The 12,019-nt window shown below is 71.8% G+C and carries 11 protein-coding genes; 9 read left to right on the top strand and 2 right to left on the bottom strand.

The window, feature by feature from the left end; all coding sequences use genetic code 11:
* Positions 1–17 precede the first annotated feature (17 nt).
* From STRAU_RS14130 to STRAU_RS14120, 3 genes are read left to right on the top strand one after another with little or no spacing between them, the layout of a single operon-like run.
* Positions 18–1,628, top strand: a complete 1,611-nt coding sequence (locus STRAU_RS14130; protein ID WP_037659327.1) for an ABC-F family ATP-binding cassette domain-containing protein — start codon at positions 18–20, stop codon at positions 1,626–1,628.
* Between the two features lie 34 nt (positions 1,629–1,662).
* Positions 1,663–2,322, top strand: coding sequence for a histidine phosphatase family protein (locus STRAU_RS14125; RefSeq protein WP_016640994.1), 660 nt, complete (start codon positions 1,663–1,665; stop codon positions 2,320–2,322).
* Positions 2,323–2,334: 12 nt separating this feature from the next.
* A complete protein-coding gene (locus STRAU_RS14120; protein ID WP_016640993.1) occupies positions 2,335–3,243 on the top strand; it encodes an ADP-ribosylglycohydrolase family protein in 909 nt (302 codons plus the stop codon).
* 157 nt (positions 3,244–3,400) lie between these two features.
* Here the strand turns inward: STRAU_RS14120 and STRAU_RS14115 are convergent, their stop codons facing one another.
* A complete protein-coding gene (locus STRAU_RS14115; protein ID WP_037659325.1) occupies positions 3,401–4,957 on the bottom strand; it encodes an MFS transporter in 1,557 nt (518 codons plus the stop codon).
* A 126-nt stretch (positions 4,958–5,083) separates the two neighbouring features.
* On the opposite strand from STRAU_RS14115, the gene STRAU_RS14110 reads away from it, so the two are divergent.
* The 3 genes from STRAU_RS14110 to STRAU_RS14100 all read left to right on the top strand — a co-directional run bounded on the left by STRAU_RS14110 (position 5,084) and on the right by STRAU_RS14100 (position 7,218).
* Complete coding sequence (locus STRAU_RS14110; RefSeq protein WP_037659323.1) at positions 5,084–5,698, top strand: TetR/AcrR family transcriptional regulator; 615 nt, start codon at positions 5,084–5,086, stop codon at positions 5,696–5,698.
* 69 nt (positions 5,699–5,767) lie between these two features.
* Positions 5,768–6,469, top strand: a complete 702-nt coding sequence (locus tag STRAU_RS14105; RefSeq protein ID WP_016640990.1) for a ribonuclease HII — start codon at positions 5,768–5,770, stop codon at positions 6,467–6,469.
* Between the two features lie 77 nt (positions 6,470–6,546).
* Positions 6,547–7,218: a hypothetical protein gene (locus tag STRAU_RS14100; RefSeq protein ID WP_037659321.1), complete on the top strand. Its 672-nt coding sequence runs from the start codon at positions 6,547–6,549 to the stop codon at positions 7,216–7,218.
* Positions 7,219–7,493: 275 nt separating this feature from the next.
* On the opposite strand, the gene STRAU_RS14095 is transcribed toward STRAU_RS14100, so the two are convergent.
* Positions 7,494–8,132 (bottom strand): hypothetical protein, encoded by a 639-nt coding sequence (locus STRAU_RS14095; RefSeq protein WP_016640988.1) that lies wholly within the window; start codon positions 8,130–8,132, stop codon positions 7,494–7,496.
* 302 nt (positions 8,133–8,434) lie between these two features.
* Here STRAU_RS14095 and STRAU_RS14090 point away from each other — a divergent pair, with 302 nt between their 5' ends.
* The 3 genes from STRAU_RS14090 to STRAU_RS14080 all read left to right on the top strand — a co-directional run.
* Positions 8,435–10,594 (top strand): RecQ family ATP-dependent DNA helicase, encoded by a 2,160-nt coding sequence (locus STRAU_RS14090; RefSeq protein ID WP_016640986.1) that lies wholly within the window; start codon positions 8,435–8,437, stop codon positions 10,592–10,594.
* 271 nt (positions 10,595–10,865) lie between these two features.
* Positions 10,866–11,669: a 2,3-dihydro-2,3-dihydroxybenzoate dehydrogenase gene (locus STRAU_RS14085; RefSeq protein ID WP_016640985.1), complete on the top strand. Its 804-nt coding sequence runs from the start codon at positions 10,866–10,868 to the stop codon at positions 11,667–11,669.
* Between the two features lie 154 nt (positions 11,670–11,823).
* Positions 11,824–12,019, top strand: a 196-nt coding sequence (locus tag STRAU_RS14080) for a hypothetical protein (protein WP_037659319.1), incomplete at its 3' end; no start/stop codon positions are given.

Genomic DNA, 12,019 nt, shown 5'->3' with positions numbered 1-12,019 from the left:
CGGAATCGGGGGTGCCCATGCCTACTCAAATCTCGGTACGTGGCGTGACGAAGGCACGAGGCGAACGCCTCCTGTTCGACGACGTCTCCTTCACCGTCCGCCCGGGCGAGCGCGTCGGGGTCGTGGGGGAGAACGGCGCGGGGAAGTCGACGCTCCTGCACCTGCTGGCCGGGCGCGACCGGCCGGACGTTGGTGAGGTGGTCAGCGTCGCGGAAGAAGGTGCAGGGTTCCTCGCGCAGACACCGCAGTTGCCGGCGGACCGCAGTGTGGGGGACGCCATCGACGCGGCCCTGTCCGAACTGCGCTCCATGGAGCGGCGGTTGCGGCAGCTGGAGGCCGGCCTCGGCACGGCATCCGAGCCGGCGCTGAGGGAATACGGCGATCTGCTCACGGCCTTCGAACTGCGCGGTGGGTACGAGGCGGACGCGCGCGTCGACAAGGCCGTGCACGGTCTCGGGCTCGGGCACATGGACCGCGCGCGGGTGCTCGGCAGCCTGTCCGGCGGCGAGCAGGCACGCCTCGGCCTCGCCTGCCTGATCGCCGCCTCCCCGGAAGTCATGTTCCTGGACGAGCCGACCAACCATCTCGACGAGGACGCGCTCGACTGGCTGGAGACCGCTCTGCTGGCCCATCCCGGCACGGTTATAGCGGTCTCGCACGACCGGACCTTCCTGGAGCGCGTGGCCACCGCGATCCTCGAAGTGGACGAAGCCCGCCGCACCGTCGTGCGGTACGGGGACGGCTATCAGGGCCTGCTCGCCGAGCGCGCGGCGGCCCGGCGGCGCTGGGAGCAGTCCTACGCGGAATGGTGCGAGGAGACGCGACGGCTCGAGGAGTTCTCGGCGACCACGGCCCACGCGGTGGCCGGTGGCCGGGGCATGAAGGACAACAACAAAATGGCGTACGACCGCGCGGGAGGCAGGGTCCAGGCATCCGTCGCGGGGCGCGTGCGCAACGCCCAGGAGAGGCTGCGCCGACTGCGCGAGCACCCCGTGCCCAGACCGCCGGAGCCACTGCGCTTCGCCGCGCGGCCGATGGCCGGAGCCGTCGAGGGAGACCTGGTGGCGCTGCGGGACGTGCGGGTCGGGGACCGGCTGCGCGTCCAGGAGCTCACGGTCTCGGCGGGCGAGCGGCTCCTCGTCCACGGAGACAACGGCGCCGGCAAATCCACCCTGCTGCGGACCATGGCGGGCGTCGTCGAACCGGACGAGGGCTCGGTCGTCCGCCGAGGACGCATCGGGTACCTCGCCCAGGAGATACCGGTACGACGCCCCGCCGAGCGCGTGCTCGCCACGTTCGGGAAGGGCCTGCCGCTCACCGAGGACGAACAGGCCGAACTGCTCCTGTCCTACGGCCTGTTCCGCTCCCGGGACCTGCACGTGCCCGTCGGTTCGCTCTCCGCGGGGCAGCGCAGAAGGCTCGCCCTCGCACGGCTGCTCGCCAGACCCGCGGACCTGCTCCTGCTCGACGAACCGGCCAACCACCTGGCCCTCGCCCTCGTGGAGGAACTGGAGGAGGCCCTCGACCGGTGGACGGGCGCCCTCGTGGTCGTCTCCCACGACCGCCTCCTGCGCCGCCGTTTCACCGGGCGCATACGCCGGATGGAGTCGGGGCGGCTACCCGGCTGAGCCGCTCGGGGAGCAGCCGATCTAGGGTCGACCCATGGCACGACCGCGGCGCATCGTTCTCGTCCGGCACGGCGAGTCGGCAGGCAACGCCGACGACACCGTGTACGAACGCGAGCCCGACCACGCGCTGGCCCTCACCGAGACGGGCCGGCTCCAGGCCGAGGAGACCGGGAAGGAGATGCGGGAGCTGTTCGGCCGGGAGCGGGTGAGCGTGTACGTCTCGCCGTACCGCCGCACCCACGAGACGTTCCAGGCGTTGCGGCTCGACCCCGAACTGGTGCGGGTGCGGGAGGAGCCGCGGCTGCGGGAGCAGGACTGGGGGAACTGGCAGGACCGGGACGACGTCAGGCTGCAGAAGGCGTACCGCGACGCCTACGGGCACTTCTTCTACCGCTTCGCCCAGGGCGAGTCCGGTGCCGATGTCTACGACCGCGTCGGCGCCTTCCTGGAAAGCCTCTACCGCAGCTTCGAGGCCCCCGATCATCCTCCGAACGTCCTGCTCGTCACCCATGGGCTGACCATGCGGCTGTTCTGTATGCGCTGGTTCCACTGGTCGGTGGCGGAGTTCGAGTCGCTGTCCAACCCGGGCAACGGCGAGTCGCGGGCGCTGCTGCTCGGCGAGGACGGCAAGTACGCACTCGACCGGCCGTTTGAACGCTGGCGTGAGCCGGAGCCGTACGGCATCACCGGATAGAGTGACAGGGCGATGACCGCTGACCTCTTCTCCGTACGGCGCCTTGACCGCGCCCTCGCCAGCCTGCGTGGTCTCGCGGTGGGAGACGCGCTGGGCTCCCAGTTCTTCACGCCCGCGCACTACCCGCTGCTGAAGCGGCGCGAGCTGCCCGAGGGGCCCTGGCCCTGGACCGACGACACCGAGATGGCCTGCTCCGTCCTGTCTGTCCTCGCCGCGCACGGCAGGATCGACCAGGACGCCCTGGCCGCCTCCTTCGCCGAGCACCACCACGCCGACCGGGGCTACGGCCCCGCCGTGAACCAGTTGCTCGGTCGGATCCGTGACGGTGGGGACTGGCGGGAGCTGGCCTCCGCCCTGTTCAAGGGGCAGGGGTCCTGGGGGAACGGCGCGTCCATGCGGATCGCTCCGCTCGGCGCCTGGTACGCCGACGACCCGGAGCAGGCGACCCACCAGGCGGAGATCTCGGCCTACCCGACGCACCAGCACCGCGAGGCCGTGGTGGGCGCGATGGCGGTGGCCGCCGCGGCGGCGCTGGCGGCCGACCCCGCGGGGCCGCCGGCTCCCAAGACGCTGCTCGACGGTGTCATCGACCTGGTGCCGCGCAGTGCCGTGGGTGCAGGGCTGCGGCGGGCGCGGGACATGCTCGACTACGACGACGCCGGGACGGTGGCCGCCGTGCTGGGGTGCGGGCGCCGGACGACGGCGCACGACACGGTGCCGTTCGCGCTGTGGTCGGCGGCTCGCGCGCTCGGTGCGTACGAACGGGCCTTCTGGGACACCGTGCGGGTGGGCGGTGACATGGACACCACCTGCGCGATCGTGGGCGGGGTCGTGGCCGCCGGGGCCGAGGGGGTGCCACCGGCCGCGTGGCTGGAGCGGACCGAGCCGCTGCCGGACTGGGTGCCGGTGGCCTCGGCCTGAGCGGGCTGAGTGGCCTGAGCGGGTTGAGTGGCCTGCGTGGCCTGAGCGGCGGCCCGATCGCGAGACGGCGTGGGCGCCCCTGAGTGGTGGTGACGGTGGCCACGTGTGTGCCGGGCCGGCCTTGCCGGTGTGGACGGCCCGGCACACACGTCCCCCGTCAGCCCCCCGCTGGACCTGCCGCGCTCGCCGTGCCGGCGAGGGCGTCCAGGTCGCTCTTGCGCACTCGGATCACGAGTACGGCGATGATCAGGGCGAGCACGGCCATGGCGACGGCCGGTATGAAGGCCGTGGAGATGCCCTTGGCCAGCACCTCGTGGCCCCATGGCGCGGGTAGTTCGCCGGACTTGGCGAAGGCGGCCTTCTCCTGTGGGGAGGCGTTCGCCATGAAGTCCGGGACCTGTTCCTTGGCCTCGTCCCGGCTCGCGGTGCCGAAGACCGTCGTCAGGATGGACAGGCCGAGCGACCCGCCCACCTGCTGGGTCGCGTTGAGCAGCCCCGACGCGGCCCCCGCCTCGTGCACGGCGACGCCGGACACCGCGGTGAGGGTCAGCGTCACGAAGTTCAGGCCCATGCCGAAGCCGAACAGGAGCATCGGACCGAGGACCCCGCTCGCGTACGAACTGTCCGGAGTGATGAACGTCTGCCACCCGAGGCCCAGGGCGACGATGGCGGAGCCGGTCACCATGAAGGGCTTGGGGCCGAGAACCGGCAGGAAGCGCTGCGACAGACCCGCGCCGACCACGATCGCGACCGTGACGGGCAGGAAGGCGAGGCCGGCCTCGATCGGGGTGTAGTTCAGCACGTTCTGCACGAAGAGCACGATGAAGAAGAACATGCCGAACATGGCCGCGGCGAGGCTGAGCATGATCACGTACGTACCCGACCGGTTGCGGTCGGCGAACATCTTCAGCGGTGTGATCGGCTCCTTGGCGCGGCGCTCGATGAAGACGAAGGCCACGAGCAGCACGACCGCCGCGGCGAACGAGCCGAGGGTGAGGCTGTCGCGCCAGCCGTCCTCGGAGGCCCTGATGAAGCCGTAGACCAGCGAGGCCATGCCGGCTGTCGAGGTCAGCGCGCCCACGAAGTCGAAGCGGCCCGGATGGCGCTCGGACTCGCTGATGTAGAGCGGAGTGAGGACGGCGATCAGCACGCCGATGGGTACGTTCACGAACAGCACCCAGCGCCAGTCCAGCCACTCGGTGAGCATGCCGCCCGCCAGCAGGCCGATCGCGCCGCCGCCCGCGGAGACGGCCGCGAAGACACCGAACGCGCGGTTCCGCTCGGGCCCCTCGGGGAACGTGGTCGTGATCAGGGCCAGCGATGTGGGCGACGCGATCGCGCCACCGACGCCCTGGAGGGCACGCGCCGCGAGCAACTGCCAGGGTTCCTGGGCGAATCCGCCGAGCAGCGAGGCGAGCGTGAAGAGCAGGATGCCGAACATGAAGACCCGGCGGCGGCCCAGGATGTCACCGGCGCGGCCGCCGAGAAGCAGCAGGCCGCCGAAGGTGAGGGTGTACGCACTCACGACCCAAGTGAGGTCCGTAGTGGAGAACTTGAGCGCGTCCTGAATGTGCGGGAGCGCGATGTTCACAATCGTCGCGTCCAGTACCACCATGAGTTGGCAGGCGGCGATGATGGTGAGCGCCACACCCGGGCGCCCTTCCCGTCGGGCCGCTCCAGGGTTTTGATCTTGAGTTAATTGAGAGGTTGTCACTATGGGTCCCCCACAAGAGCGTTAGTGAACGCAGACGTTCACTGTCGCGCTTACGGTAGTGAAACCCTGACAGTGAACGCAAGCGTTCACTGAGGGCTACCTTGATTGCTCAACGGAGATGTGCAGATGGTTACTTCGCGTTGGACGTCCGCCTCCGCTCAGGCGGTCGCCTCGCGCCGTCGGGGCCCCGTGCTGGAACGCGCGATCCTCGAGTCCGCGCTGGAACAGCTCAGTACGGTCGGCTGGAGCGGACTGACGATGGAGGGCGTGGCCGCGGGCGCGCAGACGGGAAAGGCGGCGGTCTACCGCCGCTGGCCGTCCAAGGAGGATCTCGTCGTCAATGCCCTCCAGGCCGGCCTGCCCAAGGTCGACGACGTTCCGGACTGCGGAAGCGTCCGCGAGGACCTGCTGCAATTGTGCCGACAGATGCGCGCGGCCATGACGTCGAGGCCCGGCTATGCCCTGATGGCCGTTCTTCACGAATGCGACACGGCAACCGCCGAACGCTTCCACGGCGTGATCGTCGAAGGTGTCATCGAGCCGAGTGTGGAACTCATCAGGCAGGTCATGCGGCGAGGAATGGAGCGCGGAGAGGTGCGTTCCGGAGCGACCGACCAGTACGTCTGTGATGTGATTCCGGCGATGATGATGTATCGCTCCAAGGTGTGCGGGAGCGAATGGCCCGACGAGGAATTCGTCAGCCTCATCGACCAGGTCATGATGCCGCTGCTGCGCCCGTGAGGGCCTCGGCCGGGGCTCGGCGAACCGGGGTGTCGCGAGTGGTCATCGGCGGCGTAGGCTGATGACGCCATGCCGTACGAAGCACCCACCCACACCGTCGAGCGCTCCCTTCGCGCTACCACCGGAGCGAAGATCGTCGCCGGTGTCGACGAAGTCGGACGCGGAGCGTGGGCGGGACCGGTCACCGTCTGTGCGGCGGTGACGGGACTGCGTAGGCCGCCCACCGGACTCACCGACTCCAAGCTGATCAGCCCCAAGCGGCGTGCCGAGCTCGCCGAGGAGCTGGAGGGCTGGGTGACGGCACACGCCCTGGGCCATGCCTCGCACGAGGAGATCGACGACCTGGGCATGACCGCCGCGCTGCGGCTGGCCGCCTGCCGCGCCCTCGAAGGGCTGCCGGTCCGTCCGGAAGCGGTCATTCTCGACGGGAAGCACGACTATCTCGGGACGCCGTGGCGGGTCCGTACGGTCATCAAGGGCGATCAGTCCTGCGTGGCCGTCGCCGCGGCGTCGGTGATCGCCAAGGTTCGGCGCGACAAAATGATGGCCGAACTGGGCATCGACCATGCAGACTTCGGTTTTGCGGCCAACGCCGGTTATCCGTCGCCGGTGCACAAGGCCGCGCTGGCGGAACGGGGACCCACTCCCTACCACCGGCTCACGTGGGCGTATCTTGATGCGCTGCCCCAGTGGCGGCACCTCAAGAAAGCCCGCACCTGGGCGGAGGGAAACGTTCCGGAAATCGAGGGCCAGCTCGGCTTTGACTTCTGATGTTTTCCGCAGTTCCGGTCGCACTCATGTGCCACCCGCCGACGCGTGTCGCGTCGGCGTTTGATAGACAACAACGCATGCCTCTCATTCCCGAGGAGCCTCAGATTCACGAGAGTGCCCAGGGTCCCCGCGCCACGCCGGCCAACAGCCGTACCGCGCCGACCCCCCGCCCCGTACCCGGCCCGCGTCCCGCGGCGCCGTCGCGGCCCGGACGTCCCGGTCCCGCACGGCCGATGCCGCCCGCGCAGCGCGCGACGCGTGAACCGGCCGTCAAGCCCGGGCCCACCGCCCAGGCCGCCAGGCCGGAGCCGACGGCTCCGGCTGTCCCCGAAACTTCCACCACCGGCGCCGCCGCCGAGGTCCCGCAGATCCAGCTGATCCCGGCTTCCGTCGAAGGCGCCCTGGACGCCGCCGAGGAAGCCGTCGACCTGCTGCTCGACTCGGGTCGCGCTCCCGGCGACGTCCTGGTGATCACCACGGGCGAACTCCACCCGTGGGCCACGCACGAGCTGTCCTTCGGCGAGGACGCCTACTGGGCTCAGCACGACGCGGGCGACGACGTGTTCTACGCCGGCGCCGCCGCTCTGCACCGTGCCGCCGCCCGCCCCGTGGTCGTCGTGGCCCTGAACGGCGGCAGCGAGGAGGTCGCCGTGGCGGCCCTGCCGACGGCGCTCACCCGGGCCGGAGCCCTGCTGGTCGTCTGCGGCGATCCGCAGCGGATCAACGCGATGCTGGGCGCGGGCGTCTGACGCCTTCGCCCGGCGGGCACGCCGCGGCGCCGATGTGTCGCGGCGCCACGCGCCACCCTGCGCACGTCCGCGGGCGGTGCGCGGCGCTCCGGCCGCAGGCGCGGGCCCATGCGCATGCGTGGTGTCGTGGTGCGGTGCGTGGTACGCGCGTGTGATGCGCGCCGTCGGTGTGCTCGGTGCTGGTGTCCGGCTCGGTCCCGCGCCCGGCGTACGGAATCGGGTCGACGTACGGAGCCGGGCCAGCGTACGGAGTCGGGTCAGCGGGTGGAGGCGGGTCAGCGTGCGGAGGCGCGACGTAACAACTCAGACGCCGCGCCGCCCATCCGCGGCTGCGGAGGCGCATCGGCGGCAGAGAGGTCCTCGGGGGGTGAACCGGCGCTCGGCCGACGGCCCCCGCGCCCCTCGCCGAGCACCTGCCAACCGTCCCGGGTCAGGGTGATGTACGCCCCGCACCGCAGCCCGTGCAGCGTGCACGCGTCCCGCAGCCCCCACATCCAGGCGCCGTCCTCCTGGGTCCAACGCCCGTCGCCGTCACGGCAGTAGAGCAGGACGGCCGTACGCACCGGGGTGCGGCGGCGCAGGTCGTGCGGGATGACGCGGCGCAGCTGCGCGAGCAGCGCGTTGCGGAACACCCAGCCGTCGGCCACGCTCGCACGCCGCGCGAACGACGCGGACGCCCTGACCCGCTCCTCCTGGTCGAGGACGGCCACGACCGCCGTGGCCGGAGTGGGCCGGTGGCGGGCGTGCAGACCGCTCACGACCTCGCGGGGGTCACGCAGCAGCGGGATCTCGGCGGCCGACCACTCCGCGGGCTCGAGCATGCGCGTGAGCGGCTCACCGGAATCAGGTATCGCCGCGACGGCCGCGGGATTCGGCGACGGCGCCGCGGCGGACGGAGTGAATCCGAAGGTCACGTTCCTCCCTTCGGCTGCACGCCCCCGCAGAGGGCGGCGTCGGACTTGGGGGCGCACCGCGGCACAGCCCTACCGGACCACGGGAGCCGCGCGGGAGCACTTCCAATTCTTCCCGTCGTATTGGCTTGCGGCAACGAGCAATTGAAGCCGTCGCCCCGTATCCGGCGATACGTCTCGCATATCCCTGCCCACGGGGCACCTCGTCCAAGCCCGCTTCCCGCCCGTACGGCCGGGACCAGTGGTAACACTCCCTTGAGCGGGTGGGTTCGCCGATTGTCAGTGCCATCGGGTTGCATGGGGGCATGGACGATCTGGAGCTGCGCACCGAAGCCGACACCATTCTCGCCGAGCTGGTCGGTGATCCGGGCGGCTCGGCGCGGCTGCGGGAGGACCAGTGGCAGGCGGTGGCGGCCCTGGTCAACGAGCGGCGGCGGGCCCTGGTGGTGCAGCGGACGGGGTGGGGCAAGTCCGCGGTGTACTTCGTCGCCACCGCGCTGCTGCGCCGGCGCGGCTCCGGACCGACCGTGATCGTCTCGCCGCTGCTCGCGCTGATGCGGAACCAGGTGGGGGCGGCCGAGCGGGCCGGTATCCGGGCGCGCACCATCAACTCCGCCAACCCGGAGGAGTGGGACGCCATCTACGGAGAGGTGGAGCGCGGTGAGACCGACGTGCTCCTCGTGAGTCCCGAGCGGCTCAACTCGGTCGACTTCCGTGAGCAGCTGCTGCCCAAGCTCGCGGCCACGACCGGCCTCCTCGTGGTCGACGAGGCGCACTGCATCTCCGACTGGGGACACGACTTCCGCCCCGACTACCGACGGCTGCGGGCGATGCTCGCCGACCTGGCCCCCGGCGTGCCGGTGCTTGCCACGACGGCGACCGCGAACGCCCGGGTGACGGCGGACGTGGCCGAGCAGTTGGGCACGGGCGCGGGGGAGGCGCTGGTGCTGCGGGGCGCGCTGGACCGGGAGAGCCTGCGTCTTGGCGTGGTCCGGCTGCCCGACGCCGCGCACCGGCTCGCCTGGCTCGCGGAGCATCTGGACGAGCTGCCGGGCTCGGGGATCATCTACACGCTGACGGTGGCCGCGGCCGAGGAGGCCACCGCCTATCTGCGCCAGCGCGGCTTCCGCGTCGCCTCCTACACGGGGCGCACGGAGAACGCCGACCGGCTGCAGGCCGAGGAGGACCTGCTGGCCAACCGGGTCAAGGCGCTGGTCGCGACGTCCGCGCTCGGCATGGGCTTCGACAAGCCGGACCTGGGCTTCGTGCTGCATCTCGGTTCGCCGTCGTCCCCGATCGCGTACTACCAGCAGGTGGGCCGCGCCGGACGCGGCGTGGAGCACGCCGATGTGGTGCTGCTGCCGGGCAAGGAGGACGAGGCGATCTGGCGCTACTTCGCCGATACGGCCTTCCCGCCCGAGGAGCAGGTCCGCCAGACCCTCGCGGCCCTCGCGGACGCGGGCCGGCCGCTGTCCGTGCCGGCGCTGGAGGCCGCGGTGGACCTGCGGCGCAGCCGGCTGGAGACGATGCTGAAGGTCCTTGACGTCGACGGCGCGGTCAAGCGGGTCAAGGGCGGCTGGGAGAGCACCGGCCGGCCATGGGTGTACGACGCGGAGCGGTACGCGTGGGTGGCGCGGCAGCGGGCCGCCGAGCAGCAGGCCATGCGTGACTACGTGAGCACGGACCGGTGCCGGATGGAGTTCCTGCGCCGGCAGCTCGACGACGAGGGGGCGGTCCCGTGCGGCCGCTGCGACAACTGCGCGGGCCCCTGGGTCGATTCCTCCGTGTCGGAGCAGACGCTGACGGCGGCGGCGAAGGAACTGGACCGGCCGGGGGTGGAGGTCGAGCCGCGCCGGATGTGGCCCACGGGCATGCCCGCGCTGGGCATCGAACTCAAGGGCCGCATCCCGGCCAAGGAGCAGTGCTCCACCGGCCGTGCCCTGGGGCGGCTCTCGGACATCGGCTGGGGCAACCGGCTGCGCCCGCTCCTCGCCGAGAACGCGCCCGACGGCCCGGTCCCCGACGAGGTCCTGCGGGCCGCGGTGGCCGTCCTCGCCGACTGGGCGCGCTCTCCCGGGGGGTGGGCGTCGAACGCCCCGGACGCCGGCGCCCGGCCGGTGGGCGTCGTCGCCGTGCCGTCCCTGGCCCGCCCGCAGCTGGTCGGTTCCCTCGCCGAGGGCATCGCGACCGTCGGCCGCCTCCCCTTCCTGGGGACGCTGACGTACACCGGACCGGGCGGCGCGCACGCGACCCGCCGCAGCAACTCCGCCCAACGCCTCCGGGAACTGTCCGGCGCCTTCGCCGTCTCCGATGAGCTGGCGGGCGCGCTGGCCGCCGCTTCCGGGCCCGTGCTGCTCGTGGACGACTACACCGACTCCGGGTGGACGCTCGCGGTCGCCGCCCGCCTGCTGCGCCGGGCGGGCGCCGACGGGGTGCTTCCGCTGGTGCTCGCCGCGGCGGGCTGAGTTTCCCCAGGTGAGCGGCTCCTCGTGTGCAGCCCTCGTCAGCAGCTCCTCGTAAGGAGTGCCTCGTCAGCAGCTCCTCGTACGGAGTTCCTCAAGGCCCGGGTGTCATGGCACCCGGGCCTTGCCTGTGTTCGCCCCCCAACAGAGCCTCCGAGTCGCCTATGTGACGTCGAGTCATGTGTCAGCCAGTCATGCAACGCATAGCCCGCTTGCATATCCTCGCCCCCTCTAGTTAGGTTAGCCTTACTTAACCGAGCGAGGGGGGTAAAGCGTGTTTGCCCGGGATGAGGAGGGCTCGGGCTCAGGCTCGGCCCCGGTCGCGCTGGTCACCGGCGCGGCCCGAGGAATCGGCGCCGCCGTGGTCGACGGGCTGGTCCGCGAGGGCGCCGCCGTCGCCGCCGTCGACATCGACGCGGACGGCCTGGCGGATCTCGCGGAGCGCTCGGAGGGGCGAGTCGTCCCCTTCGTCGCCGACGTGACGGACGCCGACGCGATCGCCGACGTCGTCGACCAGGCCGAGCGCGACATCGGACCGATCGGCATCGGTGTGTCCGTGGCGGGCATCCTGCGGCCGGGCCCGCTGTGCGAGACCACCGACAAGGACTGGGCGGACACCTTCTCCGTCAACACCACGGGAGTGTTCCTCGTCCTGCGCGAACTGGCCCGCAGGATGGTGCCGCGCGGGAGCGGGTCCCTGGTGACGGTCGCCTCCAACGCCGCGGGCGTCCCCCGCACCGGCATGGGCGCGTACGCGGCGTCCAAGGCCGCGACCACCATGCTCACCCACTGCCTGGGGCTCGAAGTGGCCCGCCACGGCATCCGGTGCAACGTCGTCTCGCCCGGCTCGACCGACACCCCGATGCAGCGTCAGCTGTGGACGGACGAGACGGAAGGGGCCGACCTCGCGCGGGTCATCGCGGGCAGCCCCGAACAGTTCCGGGTGGGCATTCCCCTCGGCCGCATCGCCGAGCCCGCCGACATCGCGGACGCCGTGCTGTTCCTGGTCTCCGACCGGGCCCGGCACATCACCATGCAGAACCTCTTCGTCGACGGCGGCGCGACCCTGCGCGCCTGAGAGCCGCGACGATCCCGCGCGTCCGAAAGGCGCGCCGACCCCGCGCGTCCGAGAGGCGCGACCTTGCGCGCACGACACGGGACCCGGCACCTGAACCCGTGGCCCCGCACGCCCGATACGCGACGACCCCGCGCCTGAGAAAGGAATACCTGACGTGTCCATATCCGCGCTGGTGCGCCCGAGACCCGTGCACCGGGCGGCCGACCTGCTGGCCGCCTATCTGCCCGGCTCGTTCTACTTCTCCTCGTCCCGGGGGACGTTGCTCGCCGACGGAGTGCACGCCCGGGTCCGGGCCGGAGGCGGGGCGCAGGCCCTGGCCGCGGCCCGGGCGCTCGACGCGGCCGCCGCGG

It is taken from the genome of Streptomyces aurantiacus JA 4570 (assembly GCF_000414115.1).
GTDB lineage: Bacteria > Actinomycetota > Actinomycetes > Streptomycetales > Streptomycetaceae > Streptomyces > Streptomyces aurantiacus_A.
This window is presented reverse-complemented; position numbering and strand designations above follow the sequence as displayed.

Coding starts and splice junctions, on each gene's coding strand:
- STRAU_RS14100 (WP_037659321.1), top strand. CDS start 6,547: ATGCCTCTCATTCCCGAGGAGCCTCAGATTCACGAGAGTGCCCAGGGT.
- STRAU_RS14130 (WP_037659327.1), top strand. CDS start 18: ATGCCTACTCAAATCTCGGTACGTGGCGTGACGAAGGCACGAGGCGAA.
- STRAU_RS14090 (WP_016640986.1), top strand. CDS start 8,435: ATGGACGATCTGGAGCTGCGCACCGAAGCCGACACCATTCTCGCCGAG.
- STRAU_RS14120 (WP_016640993.1), top strand. CDS start 2,335: ATGACCGCTGACCTCTTCTCCGTACGGCGCCTTGACCGCGCCCTCGCC.
- STRAU_RS14105 (WP_016640990.1), top strand. CDS start 5,768: ATGCCGTACGAAGCACCCACCCACACCGTCGAGCGCTCCCTTCGCGCT.
- STRAU_RS14125 (WP_016640994.1), top strand. CDS start 1,663: ATGGCACGACCGCGGCGCATCGTTCTCGTCCGGCACGGCGAGTCGGCA.
- STRAU_RS14110 (WP_037659323.1), top strand. CDS start 5,084: ATGGTTACTTCGCGTTGGACGTCCGCCTCCGCTCAGGCGGTCGCCTCG.